The organism is Rickettsia sp. 109562A South Dakota (genome assembly GCF_055791265.1).
In genome coordinates this window covers 1,040,734-1,059,735 of record NZ_CM147703.1, presented here as the reverse complement: position 1 = coordinate 1,059,735, position 19,002 = coordinate 1,040,734, and the positions used below count along the sequence as shown (strand labels likewise).

Sequence of the window (19,002 nt, the reverse complement as noted above, 5' to 3'; positions counted from 1 at the left end):
AACACGAACCGCAGCGTACACTATATAGTACGTGAGGATTCGAGCATCGGATTGACGTACAAATTACCTTTAGAAACAAGTTAGGTAAGCAGTCTAATAAATAAGGAGAAATTATCGATGTCGATTACTACAGAACGTAAACAACAATTAATTAAAGAATATGCTATAACGGAAAATGATACCGGTTCAAGTGCGGTGCAATGTGCTATCTTAACTGAAAGAATCAATAATTTAACCGAGCATTTTAAATCTAACCATAAAGATCATACTTCAAGGCGTGGATTATTAATTTTAGTCGGGCGTCGCCGCAGATTACTTAATTATATCAAAAAGAACAATATTAGTGAATATTTAGAGTTAATAAGTAAACTCGGTATTAGGAAAGTGAAGTGGTATACTCGATGAACTTCGTATACCAATTTTTCATTTACTTGAAGTATATAAACTTACATTAATGACCTAAATCGTCATTGCGAGCGACTAAAAGGAGCGTGGCAATCCACAAAAAGTAATAAGAATACAAAAAATATAAATTATGAAATGAGATAAATAGATGTTTAACGAAATAACTAAGAGTGTTACATGGAATGGGAAAGTGCTTGAGCTTAGTACAGGTAAAATAGCACGGCAGGCTGACGGCAGCGTTACGGTAAAAATGGGTAATTCCGTTTTATTATGTACGGCAGTAGTAGCTAACAAAGCAAAAGAGGGTATCGGTTTTTTTCCTTTAACAATTAATTATAGAGAAATGGCATATGCTGCCGGTAAAATACCCGGTGGTTTTTTTAAGCGTGAGGGAAAAGCATCAGATAGAGAAGTTTTAGTATCTCGTTTAATAGATAGACCGATTAGACCGTTATTTCATCCGGCTTTTGTTAATGAAACGCATGTAACTTGTACCGTGCTTTCATATGACCCTGAAACTCCGGTAGATATACTTGCAATTATCGGTGCATCGGCTGCACTTGCTCTATCCCCTGCCCCTTATCTAGAAATAGTTGCTGCAAGTAAAGTTGGTTTAATCAACGGTGAATTTGTTTTAAATCCAACATTTGAATTATTAAAAACAAGTCAGCTTGATTTAGTAGTGGCAGGAACAACAGATTCAGTAATGATGGTTGAATCGGAAGCTCATTTACTCTCTGAAGAACAAATGCTAGAAGCTGTAAAGTTTGGATTTGAAAGCTTCCAGCCGGTAGTAAAAATAATTAAAGAACTAGAAGAAGAAGCTAAAAGACCGAAGCTTGAAATGCAAGATTTATACCCTGCTGCATTAAAGAAAGAAATTGAGCAGTTATTTGCAAAAGAAATTGAACAAGCTTTTGCGATAAAATCTAAACAGGAACGTAGCACTAGTTTAGACTTAATTCCTGACAAAGTTCTTACGCATTTTATAAGCGACATAGAAAATAAAAAATATAATAATTATCAAATAGAATCAGCTTTAAAATTTGTTGAATCAAATATATTACGCAAAGAAATTTTAGAAAAGAATAAACGTATCGATGGAAGAAGTACCACAGATATAAGACAAATTGCCTGTGAAGTAGGTTTATTACCTTCTGCACACGGTTCAGCTTTATTTACTAGAGGCGAAACGCAAAGCTTAGTCAGTAGCACACTTGGAACTAGTTTAGATGAACAAATAGTTGATAGTTTAGAGGGTGAATATAAAGAGCGTTTTATGCTTAATTATATCTTCCCGCCCTACTCCGTAAATGAGGCAATGCCTATGAAAGCACCTAGTCGTCGTGAAGTCGGACACGGTAAACTCGCATGGCGTGCTATTAATCCAATATTACCTAATAAAGCACAATTTCCTTATTCTATAAGAGTTGTAGCTGAAACTACGGAATCTAACGGCTCTTCTTCAATGGCAACCGTATGCGGTAGTTCTCTTGCTTTAATGCAAACCGGTATTCCAATAAAAGCACCGGTTGCAGGTATTGCTATGGGGCTTGTTAAAGAAGGCAAGAAATTTGCCGTATTATCGGATATTCTTGGAGATGAGGATTATTTCGGTGATATGGATTTTAAGGTTGCAGGAACTAGCGAAGGAATTACTGCATTACAGATGGATATCAAAATATCCGGAGTAGATTTTAAAATAATGAAAGTAGCTTTAGAGCAAGCACGACTCGGTCGTTTGCATATACTTGAGCAAATGAATAAAGTTATCAGTAAACCAAATAGCGAACTAAGTAAAAATGCTCCTTCTTCTACTACTATAAAAATAGATAAAGATAAAATTAGAGATATTATAGGGCCAGGCGGTAAAGTAATAAAGGAAATTTGTGAAACTAGCGGTGCTAAAATAGATATAAGCGATGACGGTACAGTTTCCGTTTATGCTTCAGATAGAGATAAGCTAAAAATTGCCTTGGATAAAATTAAAGCTATTGCCGTCGAACCTGAGATCGGTGAAATATTTAACGGTACGGTAATGAAAGTCTTAGATTCCGGTGCTTTTATTAATTATTTAGGTAATAAAGACGGCTTTGTTCATATTAGTGAAATTGCAGAAGAAAGAATAGAAACGGTTAGCAGTGTTTTAAAACAAGGCGATATAGTAAAAGTTAAGCTAATAGGTGTTGATAATAAAGGCAAAGCAAAACTAACTATTAAAAATGCTGATAAAGATAAAGCTTCAAATAATCCAAAGCCAAAAAATAGTATTAACAATGCTAAAGAAAATTCAGAACCTGAGAGACGTGATTCTAGTAAAAAACGAGCTTGGAATGAAGATAATAATGCTGAAACGGCTGAAGTAATTACAGAACGTAAGTATTTTAATTAAATGTCATTCCCGCGTAGGCGGGAATGACATAAATACAGAGCCAATAATAACAATGACCAACACAAATAATTACCGCACCATCGCAAAGAGGGTTATTTCTAGTGAAGCAAGTGCTTTAGAAAAATTATCCGAAAATATCCCTGAAGACTTTAACAAAATTATAGAATTTTTATTATCTTTTAAAGGACGGGTAATTTTAACGGGTATAGGTAAAAGCGGTTATATTGCAAGAAAAATAGCTGCTAGCTTTTCTTCTACCGGCATGCCTGCTTTTTATTTACATCCGGCAGAAGCAAGTCACGGCGATTTAGGTATGGTGACGAGAGATGATCTAGTAATTATGCTATCTAATTCCGGTGAAACTAAAGAATTATTTAATATAATTGAATATTGCAAGCACTCTTCCATAAAAATTGCTGCAATGACAATGAATAAAAATTCCACTTTAGCTAAAAGAAGCGATTTTTTATTAATAGTACCTGAATATTCAGAAGCTTCTGTAATCGGTGCTCCTACTATATCATCTTTAATAATGTTATCACTCGGTGATGCTTTAATGACTGTTATACATGAAAAACGAGGCTTTACCAAAGATGATTTTAAGGTTTATCATCCGGGAGGTACAATTGGCGCTAATTTAACAAAAATTAAAAACCTAATGCGTAGCGGTGATGAAATACCTTTAGTATATGAAGATACTTCCTTTGCCGAAACTATAATTGTTATGAATAAAAAACGTTTAGGTTGTACACTTGTCACGGATAAAAACCAAAATTTGGTAGGAATTATAACTGATGGGGATTTACGTCGTCATATTAACGATCAAATCCACTTAAAAACAGCATCAAACATTATGACCAAAAATCCTATTCATATCTCATCGGAAATATTTGCAAAAGAGGCTTTAAATTTAATGAAAGCCAAGAATATCACTAATGTACCGATTGTTGATGATAATATTATTACGGGCATTATTCATATTCATGATTTACTTCGTATCGGAGTTAATTAAAATCTATGTCCTCTTCTTATAAACAGCGGAAAAAATTTTGGAAATCTGTCTATCTTTTAATAATACTTGGAATTTTGTATATAGGATATATACTAATTAAAAGCGGTTATATTAATGAAGCAAACGATATTCATGTTACAAAAAAAAGTTTAAAAGATAATAAAAATTTTGATTTAAAATATAATATTATATTGAAAGATTCAATTTTTGAGGGAGTAAATAAAAATTTAAATGTGTATACGATTAAAACTGAGCGAGCTCTAAAAGAGTCGGATAACAAATATAAATTAGATATAATAAATGCTATTTATAACGTAAATAAAGACCAACCTCTTATCATACATGCGAAAGAAGGCTTTTTAGACGAAGAATCAAACATATTAGATTTAAAAAACGATGTAAAACTTTTTTTTGATGCGATCATATTTAACACTAACGATGCAAGGATTGATTTAGTAAATAAGAATATAACCGGCAATTCCTCTGCTAAGTTATTTTACAAAAACTCTTCAATTACTTCGGATAGTTTTAATACGAGAGATGAAAATAATATTATAATTTTTAAAGGCAATGTCTCTACAATCATCGATTTATCGGATTATTAAACTTGTAGTATTTCTTACTGTTAGTATATCTATATATGCTAGTAATAAAGATATTTCAAATTTACATATTACATCTGATACTTTAATTATTGATAGAACCAAACAAAAGGCAGAATATCTTGGAAATGTCGTTGTTTACTTCGATAATGCGATACTTAGAACGGAAGAATTATATATTGTTTATAAAACAATATATGAAAAGCAAACTATTGATCATATAGTTGTTCCTACTAAATTGACTGTAGAAAGAAAAATAAATAATGAATTATTGCTTGCAGCTTCAGCTAAATATTTTTTCGATAATAAACAACTTATTCTAATTGGTAATGTAATATTACAACGTGACGATAATGTTTTAAAAACTAACAAACTAATCTATTATGTAGATATTGTTAATAAATAGCATTGGCCTTGTCATACTGTGGCCCCTCCACGGTATCCAGAAAAATAACTTACAATACTAATAATTTTAGTATTTTAAACTAGACCTCGTGATCAAGTCACGGGATGACAGGGGTGGAATTGATAGACGCAACAAAACGCAAATAAAAAAGATGGACAGCTTACAAGTTAGAAATATATCAAAATCCTATAAAAAAAGGAATATATTAAGCGATGTGTCTCTTAATATAAAACAAGGGGACATAGTTGGTTTATTCGGTCCTAACGGAGCCGGCAAAACAACTTGCTTTAATATTATTATCGGTTTAATGAAGCCGGATTCCGGACAATTACTTTTAAACGATATAAATATTACCAACTTGCCTATTTATTTACGAGCAAGGCTTGGAATCGGTTATCTTCTTCAAGAACCCTCAATATTTCGTGGATTATCGGTTGAAGATAATATTAAAGCTATAATTGAAATATCTGAAAACGGTAAGGAAGTAATTGAACAAAAAACCCATAATTTGTTAGAGAAGTTTTCGATAGTGCATTTAAAAGATCTTTCTGCCGCCAGCTTATCGGGCGGTGAAAGGCGTAGGCTTGAGATTGCACGCTCACTTGCAATAGAACCTAAATTTATCATGCTTGATGAGCCGCTTGCCGGTATTGATCCGCTTGCTATTTCCGATATCAAAAACCTAATTACTTATTTACGTGAGTTCAATATAGGTATTTTAATTACCGATCATAACGTGCGTGACACTTTAGATATCGTTGATCGTGCTTATGTTATTTTTGAAGGCAAAGTATTATTAGAAGGAAACGCTAAGGAAATAGCAAATAGCAAGAAAGTTAAGGAAGTGTATTTAGGTGAGAGTTTTAGTTTTTAGGCTGGTATACGAAGATCAACTTCAAAAATTGGCTACGTCGTTCTACAAGTACTGCGGTACTCACGTATTAAGTATACGCTCCGTTCCTCGTCTTGTGAACTCCTTGCTCTTTTTGAAGTTGATCTTCGTATACCTATTCTTCATTGTTTAATTACTAGATTCCTGCTTTTGCAGGAATGACACAAAAGGTTTTCTATGCAAATTAACAAAGAAATTTTTAGGGCTTATGATATAAGAGGCAATAGCCTTAAGGATTTAACGGAAGAAGTAGCTTATAAGATAGGATTTTGTTTTGCCAAAATGAGTATAAGCAATGATAATAACAAAATTTGTGTTGGTTTAGATGGTCGACTTAGCTCCCCTACCCTTTGTAAAGCCTTAGAATTAGGATTAACTGATGCAGGGGCTAAGGTCATAAATATTGGCGTAGTGCCAACTCCTGTATTATATTTTGCCGATAAAGAATTCACGCCTAGCGGTAGTATGATGGTTACGGGATCGCATAACCCTCGTGACGATAACGGCTTTAAAATGCTGCAAAACGGCAAATCTTTTTTTGGGACTCAAATACAGGATTTATTAGCAAAGATTTTGGATAATCATGTCATTCTCGACTCCCCTCATGTTATTCCTGCGAAGGCGGGAATCCAGGAAATAATAAAAAGTAATCTGGATTCCCGTTTACACGGGAATGACATAGAGTACAGAAATACCATAGCATCTAAATATCTAAAAAATATTTTAGAGGGAATAAATATTAATCCAAAATTAAAAGTAGCTTGGGATTGCGGTAATGGAGCAACAGGCAATATCATTGAAGAGTTAAAAAGCCATTTAGCTATAGTCAATTCAGTTGGATGCGGGTACAAGGAGCGAGGAGCGCAGCCTATAACTAATAGGAGAGCGACGAGTGACATAGTAGGCGAGTCCAAATCAATTGACTATAATGAAAACATAATCATAAATAGTATAATTGATGGGAATTTTCCAAGCCATCATCCTGATCCTACTAACCCTGCTAATTTACAAGAATTAATTAAAACGGTTAAAGAACAAAATTGCGATCTAGGTATAGCTTTTGACGGTGACGGCGATAGAATCGGTATTGTAAGCTCAAGCGGTAAAATATTATTCGGTGACCAAATTTTATGCATATTTGCTGAGGATATTTTAAAGGAAAATCCAAATGCTACTATAATAGTTGATGTAAAAACCAGTCAGTTAATAGTTGATAAAATAAAATCATATGGCGGAAATCCTATAATATGGCGAACCGGTCATCCCTTTATTAAAAGTAAAATGCTTGAGACAAAGGCTTTACTTGCCGGTGAAATGAGCGGGCATATATTCTTTGCCGATAAATATTTTGGCTTCGATGATGCAATTTATGCGGCTCTCAGATTTTTAGATTTACTTAGCAGATCAAGTAAAACTCTAGATAAGATAATAGACGAATTACCGAAAAGCTATAGTACACCGGAAATTAAAATATTTGTTCCTTCAGAGTTAAAGCTAAAAATTATAGAAGAAATAAAACAAAAACTATTTGATGATAAAAGAGCATTTAACGATATAGACGGTGTACGAGTAAATACTGAACATGGATGGTGGCTGCTGCGTAGCTCTAATACCGAATCTATTATAGTTGCAAGGGCTGAATCTACAAGCAATGAAGGATTGATAAAATTAAAAGCTATAATCAATGATTTATTAAGTAAATACGGATTAACAATAGATAGGTGAAAAAAAAGAAATAATTATATTATGCGGCCCTACTGCTAGTGGGAAGTCTTATTTAGGTCACGAATTTGCCAAAGCTTATAACGGCGAAATCATTAATATCGATTCAATGCAGGTTTATAAGGAAACTCCTATTATTACTGCTTCTCCGTCTCAAATTTATAAAACTGAAATCCCGTATCACTTGTATAATTTTCTATCAATTACGGAAGATTTCTCGGTAATAAAATATCTAAAACTTGCTGCCAAAAAAATAAAAGAGATAACAAGCAGAGGCAAACTACCTATATTAATAGGAGGAACGGGCTTATATATCAATTCTTTAGTTTTTGGCTATAATAATATTCCTGATATAACAGAGGATTTACAAAAACACGCTAGAGAACTGCATAGTAAAATAGGTAATATAGAGTTATGGAATAAATTAGAGAAGCTTGACCCACTCGCTGCTTCTAAAATAAACCAAAATGATACTCAGCGTTTAATTAGAGCTTATGAAGTTTTTAAGCAAACCGGTAAATCTATTTTTTTCTTTCAAACTTTACCAAAAGAACAAATCTTATCTGAATTTAATTGTAAAATTATCTTCTTAAATCCTGAGCGAAAATTTTTATATAAAACATGTGAGCAACGTTTACAAAAAATATTTAAAGAAGGTAGCATAGATGAGATTGCTTTAATAAAAAAACAATTCACACCGCAAGATTATTTAAATTTAAAAGCAGTAGGAGTAAAAGAGATTTTAGCTTATTTAGACGGCAATCTTACTTTAGACGACGCTTTAAGTGCAGCTCAAATAAGAACACGCCGGTATGCTAAAAGACAAGTTACTTGGTTTAAAAATCAGATACAAGATAAAATCACATTGGAATATTCTAACCAAGAAGAATTTACCCAAATATTAGACATCTTTCCAAACTCGCTTATAGAGAGGAATTTAAAGGAGACACGAAACGCAGCACCTCAGCGTATATAGACATACGTGAGGATGGATGCGAGTATCGGATCGACGTATAAATTACCTCTAGAAGTTGAGTTTTGAAAGGTGTCTTTAAGAAATTTTTTTACTAATTAATGCATTTATCTATGTATTTCTTCTTTCTTTTTATTATTGGAAATAGGAGTAATGGAAAGTGAATTTGTCTTAGATCCTACAATATTAGTCTTACTATTTAAATTTGAGACGATATTTTGTGCTTCTTTTAATACAGAAGGTGGAACTTCATTTTCTAATTCTACAGATGTACTGCTAAACATTTTTTTAAATTTTTGAGTAGCATAGCTAAATCCTGCTACTATTCCTGCTTTTGCAAGCTTTGGGACCTGACCCTCAAAATAATTTGTCTTTTGAAATATATTCCACATACCAACGGCAGCACTTTTATAATTACCACGCTCAACTCCTTCTATAGTTTTAACTAACTCTTCCGGATGATTTAACATAGAGGGAAGTATATTATATAATTCTTTCTTATCAAGCTTATTGATACCCGGTATATCTTTTAAGGTTTTATCTAAAATACCCGCAAATATTTCTCTATTATTGTTTAAATATTGTTTAATCTCAGGGTTATCTTTAGTTAAAGTTATTAACTCCTTCGCCATTCCTGTATACTCACCTTTAACAAATCCATTAAAAACCTTTTGTAATGATTCAGGATTGTTAATTAAAGTCGGCATTACACTCGTAAGTTTTGTAACATCTTTTGCTTCTAATCCGTAATTTTCAAGTTGTTGTTTTATATTGTGGCTACCTTTTTCATCTTGCTCTAAAACACCTTTAATTAAATTATCAAATAACCCTTCTTTACTTTGCTCTACTAATATATCTTTTAACTTAAACAAAGGATCGTTAAGGGCCCCAATTACACGACTTGTTACACTTATATAATAACCTTTATTTACATCTGCAATAATATCATGTGCGGTCTCCGGCTTTGACATAACTTCGCCGACTATTTTAAGCATTTGTTTATCGAAATTATATTCTTTCGTCATGCTTTGTATATTTGGAGTATTTTCAATAATACCTGAGGCAATATTTGGTAAGACTGTTTTATTATCAGCAAAAAAACTTTTTAATTTATCGTCGCCCGCTACCATTTCTAAGGATTTCTCAAGGGCTATCATTACACCTTGATTTGGAGCATTAAGAGTATCCAAAATCTCTTTTGTCTCAGGAATTTTGTTTAATAAAGTAGGAATAATATCTAAAATTTTAAGATCGATTTTGTAGCTTTCAAAATGTTCTTTTAAGACAGGTTTAGCTTGTTCTTTCGCTTCTGCTAAGAAATTTTCAATAATTATTTGTTTTTCAGGAGATAACTTGTTAAATCTTTTTAGAGAATTAGTATTATTTATATTTTCAGCTAGTTCTTGCTTAAAATCAGGATGTTCATTAAATATTTTTATAATTTTTGCATATATATCCTTACTTTGAGGTTTTTGTAATATATCATCAAAAGTTTTTATATAATCGCTTGGAAGTATTTCAGTTGCTCCGATACATATGTAATTCGTAATATCTTCGCTCTTTTCGTTAAAAAATTTTTTGAAATTTTTATCGGTAACCAGCATATCCAAACTTCTAGAAGTCACTTTATTCCAGTCCGGTAGCTCTTGCTTTACTTCAACTGCAATTTCTTGAAGTTTTTTAAGTACTTTTTCATTTTTAAAACATTCTTTTAGTATTTCGAGTCCCTTTTGATCTAAAGCACTCTTATCTTGAAATTCTCTAAAGCCTGCTTTTGCTAAGATTTGACCTATTTTAGGCAAATCATCTGAATGTTTTTTTAAAAATTCCCATATTGGAGATTTTTCGAGAAGTGATTTTTGAAATTCCGGATCAAGATATATATTAGAAGATTTAGCAAGCTTAATAAGATTATAAGTATTTACAGGATTAGTTAAAACAAACCTTGCTCCGAGTAGCATCGTTTTTAAACTTATACTTTTTGAAGACGATAAATCCTTAATTGCACTCTTTAGTACTTTATTAGCTTTAGAAGAAGATAAAATGTTTTCTACAACTTTTTGATACTTTTTATTGTTTATAACAGCCATAAAATTACTCGAAATTTTTAAATATTCTTAAATTTTTTTATTTTTGTTGTTAATATGTATTATTTATTATCCATTTCAGCAAATACTTCTTCCCATGAACCGGTAGTCGCCGCTTTAGAATATTCAGTTGCTCTATTTTCAAAAAAATTCGTATGCTCGACCCCGTTTAGCATTTCATCAAGCCAAGGAAGCGGGTTATGATTTACCAAATATACATCTTTGAGTCCTAGCTGCATTAAACGACGATCGGCAATATAACGAATATATTGTCTTACTTCATATGCCGTTAACCCCTCAATACCGCCGACTTCAAAAGCAAGTTCAATAAAGGCATCTTCAAAATGCACGATAGTCGTACAAGCTTCATAAATACGTTTACGTAAAGTTTCCGTCCAAACTTCAGGGTTTTCTCTTACAAAAGTCTTAAATAGAGTAATAATTGCGTTAGTATGGAGTGTTTCATCACGCACTGACCAAGCAATAATCTGTCCCATACCTTTCATTTTATTAAAACGAGGGAAATTAAGCATGATCGCAAAAGAAGCAAATAGCTGTAATCCTTCCGTAAAAGCTCCAAATACTGCTAAAGTAGTTGCTATATCTTTTTTAGTATCCACCCCGAATTGCTGCATATAATCATACTTGTCTTTCATTTCTTTATATTTAAGAAATGCTGAATATTCGACTTCCGGCATACCTACCGTATCAAGTAAATGCGAATATGCTGCAATATGTACCGTTTCCATATTAGAAAATGCCGATAGCATCATCAATATTTCAGTCGGTTTAAATACGCGTGAATAATGCTTCATATAGCAATTATTCACTTCTATATCTGCCTGAGTAAAAAAGCGAAATATTTGCGTTAATAAATGCTTTTCACCTGGGGTTAAGTTATATTTCCAATCTTTAACATCGTCGGCAAGCGGTACTTCTTCCGGTAGCCAATGAATTTTTTGTTGAGTGTGCCAAGCTTCATATGCCCATGGATATGAAAACGGTTTATAAATTGGACTTGCATCAAGTAGTGACATAATTTTTTCTTATTTATTTTTTAATTTCTTAATAACGTATCTATCATCTAGCTCACTTGTAGGCATTGTTGCATGGCTCGTATTTTTTCGTCATTGCGAGGAAAAACTATAAGTTTTGACGAGGCAATCCAGTAATCTTTAATGTCATACCGTGGTATCTTAGGACACAATTCGTTATACAAGATACCGTGGTCAAGCCACGGTATGACACCGAACACGTTTCTCGATTCCTGCAACAACACTTATACTTACTGACAAGCTAAGCATTCTTCGTAGTTACCGGCTTCTGCTATCTTGTCATTTTGTTTCTCTAAATCTTTAAAATCTGCCTTTAGCACATCATGCGAGACCTTATCGGCTCGCTGTATTGATGTCGATCTACAGTAATATAAACTTTTTACGCCTTTTTTCCAGGCTTTAAAATGAATGTTATTTAAATATTTCTTACTAACGTTACCCGGTAAAAAGATATTTAACGATTGTGCTTGAGTAATATAAGGAGTACGATCGCTTGCCAGTTCAATTAACCAATTCTGATCAATTTCATAGGCAGTTTTGAAAACCTGCTTTTCTTCTTCGGATAAAAATGTTAAATGTTGCACCGATCCTTCATGTGTTGCAATCGAAGACCAAACTTGATCATTATTAAATCCTTGCTCTTCTAATAACTTTTCTAAATGTTTGTTACGTACGTTAAAAGAACCTGTTAAAGTTTTCTGTACAAAGCTATTAGCGGCAAACGGTTCTATTCCTGGCGAGGCATTACCTGCTATTACCGAAATTGAAGTGGTAGGTGCTATTGCGGTTTTATTGCTAAACCGCTCATTACTTTCTGCATCTAGAGCGTCAGGACATGCTCCTTTTTCTTTACCGATTTCTATTGAGGCTTTATCGGCTTCAGCAGATATATATTCAAATATTTTTTTATTCCAAACTTTTGCCATAACCGATTCTATCGGTACTTTTTTCATTTGCAAAAATGAGTGGAATCCCATTACGCCAAGCCCAACGCTTCGCTCACGCAAAGCCGAATATTTAGCTCTTGCCATGGTATCCGGTGCTTTATTAATAAAGTCTTCTAAAACGTTATCAAGGAACAACATAATAGAATGGATAAATTCTTTATCGTCTTTCCACTCTTCAAAATACTCTAAATTCAAAGAAGAAAGGCAGCAAACGGCAGTTCTTGACTTTCCTAAATGATCAATTCCCGTAGGCAATGTAATTTCGCTACAAAGATTGGACATTTTAACTTGAAGTCCTAGTTTTTTATGATGCTCAGGGATAGATTTATTAACGCTATCGATAAATAACAGATACGGCTCACCTGTTTCTATTCTAGTAGTTAATAATTTGACCCATAAGTCTCTTGCTCTGACTTTGTTTGTAACTTTTTTGGTAGCAGGACTCACAAGGTCAAAATCCGTATTGTTTTCAACGGCGTTCATAAATTCATCAGTAATAGCTATACCGTGATGAATATTAAGAGATTTTCTATTTACATCCCCCCCTGTTGGACGTCTTATATCGATAAACTCTTCAATTTCAGGGTGATTAATAGGCAAATATACAGCCGATGAACCTCGTCTAATAGAACCTTGCGAAATAGCAAGAGTCATAGAATCCATTACTTTAATAAACGGTATAATACCGGATGAATGACCTTTATTATGGATTTCTTCGTTAATAGATCGCACATGTCCCCAATAGCTACCAATCCCCCCTCCTCTTGAAGCTAGCCAAACATTTTCCGTCCATAAATTTACTATATCGTCTAAGCTATCGTTGGTCTCATTCAAGAAGCATGATATAGGTAACCCTCTATCAGTTCCGCCGTTACTTAAAATCGGTGTTGCCGGCATAAACCACATTTTACTCATATATTCATATAGCTTTTGAGCATGCTGTTTATTTTCGGCATAATAACTAGAAACTCTTACAAATAAATCTTGAAAATCCTCACCTTTCATAAGATATCGATCTCGCAGAATAGCTTTACCAAAAGGAGTAAGTAAATTGTTGTGGCTGTTGTTTATATTTATTTGAAATTTGTTTTTTTTAAGCGTGTTCATTATAGGTACTAATGGGGTTGTAGGCGTTATTTATAATGCTTATTTTGAAAAAATGACACCATATTCAGTGTGTAGAATCTTCACCTAAGTAGACATGAGAATAATAATTTATTCAATATAAATATTTATTTTTTTTTAGATTTTTGACTTGACAATAAAACGCCGGCTTAACTTTCAAGAATTAAAATTTTAATCAAATAGCTTGAGTAATATGAATATAATTTTAACAAGTTAGAAAATTATTCCTACCCCTTAATTGGATAGGAAAAACTTATAATAGATTATCCATTAAATAGATAATTTATTATTGAGTATTTAATAGATTTTAGTTTGGCATTAAATCTTTATATCAACTTAAAATAGTCTTTTTAATTTATTTGTAGTCCCTATAGTTTTTAATAGTGGCAATTATATCACTTCTTTTTAAAAAATAAGAAAATTTAAACAAAAAGTTAATATTAATTAAGTATCGAATATTAATTTATTATTAATTATTACAATTTTATTAAAATTAATTAATCTTATACTAATTTTTTATTTTAATAAGGAGTTTTATATGCCTAAAAAAAGTGCTAATAAAAAAGCAAGAATACAAGAGCAGTGACCGTATATTATTAATGCTAAATGGAGAAAAAGTGACAGTGATTGGTACAAACCATTGGAAATTGAGATTATAAATAGAACCGATCAAGATGTTACAGAACCAAAAATAAGTTTTAACACTAATAATATAAACTATACCGGTGAAATTAGAGCCTACACAGGATTTGCTCAAACATCCTTTGGACCTTTAGTTGAAGGTACTTTAGCAGAACATATGAGAGTATTAAAAGCTCATAGTACTACTTTCCTTACTTTTTGGTGTAGGTTTTAATGCTGCTACTCCAAACCCTTCTCTTCCTACTAATTTTAAATTTAATGATAACCTAATAGTAATACCTGAAGACCACGAGGCACCTACTATTCCTGGTGCTTCTGAATTAATAGCAAACGGTCCAGTATTTCTTTAAAATGGCAACCAAGTGAAGATAATGTTGCAGTAAAAGAATATAATATGGTTGTAAATTACTAGTAGGACTCAAAAAACATTTACTACAACCTCACCTAATATTACTTTAAAGGATCTAAAATCCGGAACCACATACAGTGTTAAAATAAAAGCAATAGATTTTGCAGGCAATGAAAGTGAATTTTCTAAACCACAAACACATACTACTTCAGAAGCACTTAAAGGTCCGGGGGAATGGAAAATTACAGGTTCATCTTTTGTTGATTATACAGCATGGCCAACTCCACAAATTACAAAATATAGTGAAGAAACTGGCCTAAAGGGATATTTTTTAGGATTTGTTACTGCAAATGCTAATCACCAACCTGCATGAGGAGGTAACATTGAGATAGTAGATTCAAATGGTGCAGATGGCGGGTTAGTACATGATGCTAATGTAACCGTTTCTAACTATGTCAAAGCAGATATTGCATCTTTTAGAGCTCTAGGGGGTGAAGTTATTATGTCTTTTGGTGGAGCTTCAAATGAACCAATAGAAGCATCTATAGAAAATGTTGAACAAATTGCTAATTTTTATATACAAACTATAAGAAACTATGATCTTAAATACCTAGATTTTGATTTTGAAGGTGGTTTTTTAGGTAATATTCCAGCTCTTGAACGACATATTGCTGCAATAACAAAAGTATTACAATCTAATCCAGATTTAAAAATTTCTTATACTCTACTAGTAGATGGGGCTCCTGGCTTAATGGGATTGAATGGTAATGGTGAAATGTTATTAAAAATGCTATATGAAGCCGGTATTAGACCTTCTCTTATTAATGCTATGTCTATGGAGTTTGGACAAGGTGCTAGTTCAAATCTTTTTGAATGTGTTAGACTTTCTATAGAAGGAAACCCAAATAGTACTGAACATGCCCATAGAGGATTACATAAACAAATTAAAGAAGTTTATGGAGAGATTTGGAGTGATAAGGAAATTTATGCTCATATTGGTATTTGTCCAATGTTTGGTGAGTATATTAATAAAAAAGTTTTTACTCTAGAAAATCAACAACAACTTAATGATTATGCTTTAAATAAAGGTATAAAGAATCTCAATGGCTGGGATGCTACACGTGACATGAATGCATGTATGGGTGATATTTTTAGATGTACTAACATTGAACAAGATCCAGGTGACTTTGGTAAAATTATTGCTCAGTTCCAAGATAATTTTGAAGAAGTCGTACCTACTGGAAGTTGTGCTTGTACTTATGCTGCTTAGAATTAAAAGATTATAAGTTAGCTAGGTGCTTACATCATATACCTTACTTTAAGCACGTAGCATTTTAACAAGCTATGGCTGGGTTACGGTTGCGGTAATAGTATCTTGAAACGTGCCGGCAGCAGCAAGAGGTTGTGACGGCAGGCGTGCATATACGGTATAGGTTCTGGTAACCGGTCCAAGACCTAGTAAATAGCTATCGGTAAATGTTACCGTATTACTAGTGCCGTTACCGAGTATTTGAGTAAAAGCGGCATTTTTATATAAATTATAGTTTAATCTCTTTGCCCCATTAGCCATACTTCTCGGATTATAAGCATGAGCAGAACCTGTACTAAAAGTTACGGTATAGCTAACAAGCAGCGATAGTAAACCGCTACACGTAACAGTAGCATTAACGGAAGGAAACGGCAAAACTACCGAAGCTTACCGTTGGAACTGATATACTGCATGTTGTGAGTAACGCCGTAGCATTTCCTGATATAATTATATTAATAAACAATATTATTATTAATTTCCCGGCGTTGCCTAAAAAGAATGGCTTGGGATAGCCTAATACTTCTATGTCATTCCCGCGAAAGCGGGAATGACAATAGGGTCTTCATTTGCATATCACTTCACCTAAATCAATTACCGGGTCATTTAAATCTTTATTCACCGGTATGCTAAAATGACAACATTTATTATTCTCTTCATTTTCATCGCAAATAGAGCCGTTTAACACTTCAAGGTCTTTAATATCATTAATATAAATTTTACCCTCATAATCTACAAATATTTCTTCATCTAAACCTTCAATAGTAGCCGTACTATCAAATGGAATAAAATGTTTATTACTATCAAATACCGTCATTTCAACGCTTTTAATTATTTTAATATTAAAGTCTAATAATACCGCCGATTTTATTTTTGGAGCAACTTTTAAAGCAATATCCTCAAACTCGGTATTAAGCGGTAGATTTTCATCATCTACCTCGGAAGGAACATAAGGGGTTACGTTCGGTACAAGCATTTTACCTTGATCATCCGTATAATCTGCTAACAGATTGTTATTATAAACTCCGACATTTTTTAAACTATTGACTTTAATCAAGGCAAGACTTCCGGTAATCGGTCTTGTCACATAATAGCTTTTATCAATAGAGACAATCCCTCCCTTGAGATTAAACTGTTTTAATGTTTCGGTATCATTTTTCTGCAGGTAAACTCCAATATCATTATTTTTACCGTTACAATTAACTTGTACGTTATAATTTGTAGCTTTAGCTTTTTAATTAGGTTAGCATTATATCCCCACCCCATATTTGAAGTAACCGGTGAAGAAATACCGATTTGTTTAGTATGATATTTATTTTGATATGAATCGGTAAACGAAACGCTTTTATTAGAATCTAGATTTAAGTTAAATGACATATAGGCAAAAAATTATTTTTACGTTTATTTTTTAGATTAGTACCTATAGTAAAGCTTAAAAAACCTTTTTTAGTAATATTTCTTTGATAAGTCAACGATAATATATTTGAGCGTTTACCTTTTTGTATTGCGTTATTTACGACAAAAGACAAAAAATTAACACTTATATTACCAAAGTCGGTATTGCCGCAGCTAGCTGAAACCTGATAATTTAAACTTGAGAAAGTCTTATCGGGATAGTTATATACGTCTTTATAATTTCTATTATTCCAATCCAAATTACTATTAATGTCAAAATATTCCGATTCATAAGTATAACCGCAATTAATTCTTTGTGACTTACCGAAATTTTTGATATTACTTGCAGCCGAAATACCTATAACACCCAAATTGCCGATTTTTAAATTATTAGTTACCCCTACCATTATTTTTTAAAAATTCAAAATGTCCACCGCTTGTTAAATAATCCATTCATACCGAGCATATAATCGGTATTTAGAACTAAATATTTATAATCATTGCTATTTATAGCAAAATTTTGCCTTTGAAAACCCGCTTCATAGGAAAAATGCGAAAATCCGGGGGGCGTAGTAAACTCGGTGAGGCATAATAAGGAATGGTAATTGTCTGAATTTTGCCAGTTATATCTTGAGTTTTAACTATTAAATCACCTCTACCGGTAATAACCGGAATATTGGTTATATCAAAATCTCCCATATGAGCTTTAGCATTATATATAGGTATACTATTTGAAAATATCTCTATACTGCTTGGAAGTTTTGATTTCCCTCTAAAATCAAGTAACGGATAGGTAACTAAATTTGGTCTAACTGCAAAATTTGTAGCATATTGAATACCGGCAAATCTAGTTGAATTAGACCAAGAAGATGCTTTAGTTATACTATCCCCTACTCGCCAATTAGTCATTTTGTTTACATCCTCATACGTCCAGTTTGTTTCTAAACGTGTAAATTTATTTTGGTTTTTTGTGGTATTTTTGATTTAACGGCTTCGGTTTGCAATAAAAAACTATAACTATATACGCCGTTTTCAGTGAAATAATTGAGTTCCTCTACTCCGGCTAAATAATTAATATCATCATTTTGGCTAAGAGTTACATCATAGTTTAAATATGCCCCGCTAATAAGTTTAGTATCAACATTTTTCATGGGTCCACCTGAAGCATCAAATGATTGGGGTTGCATCTTTTCAGCCGGAAAAGTAATGTTTAAATCTAAATTCTCGAAGTTTAAATCATATTTAGTACCCTCAAGCAAATCTAGATTAATATAAGCAGTATCGTGATAGTTTACTAACCCTTGCTTAAGATAATCTTCTTGAACATCAAAATGTTCTATATCTTCAAGAGGAATTAAATAATGCCCTTGGGTATTTTGTATAATAGTCGGAAATATATCAGTTTCAGCATAATTTACTTTTAGCGAAACTATTAACTCACTATCGCCTGCAATTTCATTGAAGCTATTCCCAAATTCTACCTCTAGAGGTAATTGGGACAATGATCCTAATCCCTCATCCTCACGTACGTTTGTGTACACTGCGGTTCGAGGCGAAGTGTCTCCAAGAGATTCGGAAATAGCTCCATCTGCAAAACTTAGCGGTATAAATAAAATAATACCTATAAAAACCGATATTATTTTATTTAAAAAGCACATTAGCTTATGTATTTAAAGTTAAAGGTAATTTGCT

General features: G+C 32.7%; 17 protein-coding genes and 3 pseudogenes. 11 read left to right on the top strand and 9 right to left on the bottom strand.

Annotated elements, in window-relative coordinates:
* The first annotated feature begins 117 nt into the window (after positions 1–117).
* The 9 genes and pseudogenes from rpsO (at position 118) to miaA (ending at position 8,407) form a co-directional block, all read left to right on the top strand.
* Positions 118–405, top strand: a complete 288-nt coding sequence (gene rpsO, locus ACIAS7_RS05875) for a 30S ribosomal protein S15 (RefSeq protein WP_473198606.1) — start codon at positions 118–120, stop codon at positions 403–405.
* Positions 406–553: 148 nt separating this feature from the next.
* Positions 554–2,797 carry a polyribonucleotide nucleotidyltransferase gene (gene pnp / locus ACIAS7_RS05870; protein WP_473198605.1) on the top strand — a complete coding sequence of 748 codons (2,244 nt, stop codon included), beginning with the start codon at positions 554–556 and terminating at the stop codon, positions 2,795–2,797.
* 52 nt (positions 2,798–2,849) lie between these two features.
* Positions 2,850–3,809, top strand: coding sequence for a KpsF/GutQ family sugar-phosphate isomerase (locus ACIAS7_RS05865; protein WP_473198604.1), 960 nt, complete (start codon positions 2,850–2,852; stop codon positions 3,807–3,809).
* A 5-nt stretch (positions 3,810–3,814) separates the two neighbouring features.
* Positions 3,815–4,414: an LPS export ABC transporter periplasmic protein LptC gene (gene lptC / locus ACIAS7_RS05860; RefSeq protein WP_473198603.1), complete on the top strand. Its 600-nt coding sequence runs from the start codon at positions 3,815–3,817 to the stop codon at positions 4,412–4,414.
* On the top strand, positions 4,380–4,817 hold the full coding sequence (locus tag ACIAS7_RS05855) for an LptA/OstA family protein (RefSeq protein WP_473198602.1): 438 nt from the start codon (positions 4,380–4,382) through the stop codon (positions 4,815–4,817). Before lptC ends, ACIAS7_RS05855 begins: the two co-directional genes overlap by 35 nt.
* Positions 4,818–4,968: 151 nt before the next feature.
* A complete protein-coding gene (gene lptB, locus ACIAS7_RS05850) occupies positions 4,969–5,691 on the top strand; it encodes an LPS export ABC transporter ATP-binding protein (protein ID WP_473198601.1) in 723 nt (240 codons plus the stop codon).
* A 195-nt stretch (positions 5,692–5,886) separates the two neighbouring features.
* Positions 5,887–6,216 (top strand): annotated as a pseudogene (locus ACIAS7_RS05845) (phosphomannomutase/phosphoglucomutase); the annotation flags it as partial.
* A 201-nt stretch (positions 6,217–6,417) separates the two neighbouring features.
* Positions 6,418–7,434, top strand: a pseudogene (locus ACIAS7_RS05840) (phosphomannomutase/phosphoglucomutase); the annotation flags it as partial.
* Positions 7,427–8,407: a tRNA (adenosine(37)-N6)-dimethylallyltransferase MiaA gene (gene miaA, locus ACIAS7_RS05835; RefSeq protein WP_473199434.1), complete on the top strand. Its 981-nt coding sequence runs from the start codon at positions 7,427–7,429 to the stop codon at positions 8,405–8,407. The pseudogene ACIAS7_RS05840 and the gene miaA, both read left to right, overlap by 8 nt.
* A 104-nt stretch (positions 8,408–8,511) precedes the next feature.
* Here the strand turns inward: miaA and ACIAS7_RS05830 are convergent, their stop codons facing one another.
* The 3 genes from ACIAS7_RS05830 to ACIAS7_RS05820 form a co-directional block, all read right to left on the bottom strand.
* Positions 8,512–9,036, bottom strand: a complete 525-nt coding sequence (locus ACIAS7_RS05830) for a hypothetical protein (RefSeq protein ID WP_473199433.1) — start codon at positions 9,034–9,036, stop codon at positions 8,512–8,514.
* A 1,517-nt stretch (positions 9,037–10,553) separates the two neighbouring features.
* Positions 10,554–11,528: a ribonucleotide-diphosphate reductase subunit beta gene (locus ACIAS7_RS05825; protein WP_473198600.1), complete on the bottom strand. Its 975-nt coding sequence runs from the start codon at positions 11,526–11,528 to the stop codon at positions 10,554–10,556.
* A 248-nt stretch (positions 11,529–11,776) separates the two neighbouring features.
* Complete coding sequence (locus ACIAS7_RS05820) at positions 11,777–13,600, bottom strand: ribonucleoside-diphosphate reductase subunit alpha (RefSeq protein WP_473198599.1); 1,824 nt, start codon at positions 13,598–13,600, stop codon at positions 11,777–11,779.
* A gap of 658 nt (positions 13,601–14,258) precedes the next feature.
* Here ACIAS7_RS05820 and ACIAS7_RS05815 point away from each other — a divergent pair.
* Both ACIAS7_RS05815 and ACIAS7_RS05810 read left to right on the top strand, forming a co-directional pair.
* Entirely contained in the window at positions 14,259–14,474 is a 216-nt protein-coding gene (locus ACIAS7_RS05815) for a hypothetical protein (RefSeq protein ID WP_473198598.1), read from the top strand.
* A 637-nt stretch (positions 14,475–15,111) separates the two neighbouring features.
* Positions 15,112–15,879, top strand: a complete 768-nt coding sequence (locus ACIAS7_RS05810; RefSeq protein ID WP_473198597.1) for a glycoside hydrolase family 18 protein — start codon at positions 15,112–15,114, stop codon at positions 15,877–15,879.
* 72 nt (positions 15,880–15,951) lie between these two features.
* Here the strand turns inward: ACIAS7_RS05810 and ACIAS7_RS05805 are convergent.
* The 6 genes and pseudogenes from ACIAS7_RS05805 to ACIAS7_RS05780 all read right to left on the bottom strand — a co-directional run bounded on the left by ACIAS7_RS05805 (position 15,952) and on the right by ACIAS7_RS05780 (position 18,968).
* Positions 15,952–16,369, bottom strand: a pseudogene (locus ACIAS7_RS05805) (spore coat protein U domain-containing protein).
* A 111-nt stretch (positions 16,370–16,480) separates the two neighbouring features.
* Complete coding sequence (locus tag ACIAS7_RS05800; protein WP_473199432.1) at positions 16,481–17,080, bottom strand: fimbria/pilus outer membrane usher protein; 600 nt, start codon at positions 17,078–17,080, stop codon at positions 16,481–16,483.
* Complete coding sequence (locus ACIAS7_RS05795; protein WP_473198596.1) at positions 17,053–17,292, bottom strand: hypothetical protein; 240 nt, start codon at positions 17,290–17,292, stop codon at positions 17,053–17,055. The genes ACIAS7_RS05800 and ACIAS7_RS05795 overlap by 28 nt, the downstream gene beginning before the upstream one ends.
* Positions 17,277–17,717: a hypothetical protein gene (locus tag ACIAS7_RS05790; protein WP_473198595.1), complete on the bottom strand. Its 441-nt coding sequence runs from the start codon at positions 17,715–17,717 to the stop codon at positions 17,277–17,279. The genes ACIAS7_RS05795 and ACIAS7_RS05790 overlap by 16 nt, the downstream gene beginning before the upstream one ends.
* A gap of 100 nt (positions 17,718–17,817) precedes the next feature.
* On the bottom strand, positions 17,818–18,219 hold the full coding sequence (locus tag ACIAS7_RS05785; RefSeq protein ID WP_473198594.1) for a fimbria/pilus outer membrane usher protein: 402 nt from the start codon (positions 18,217–18,219) through the stop codon (positions 17,818–17,820).
* Positions 18,220–18,251: 32 nt separating this feature from the next.
* Positions 18,252–18,968: a palindromic element RPE1 domain-containing protein gene (locus ACIAS7_RS05780; protein WP_473198593.1), complete on the bottom strand. Its 717-nt coding sequence runs from the start codon at positions 18,966–18,968 to the stop codon at positions 18,252–18,254.
* Between the last annotated feature and the right edge of the window lie 34 nt (positions 18,969–19,002).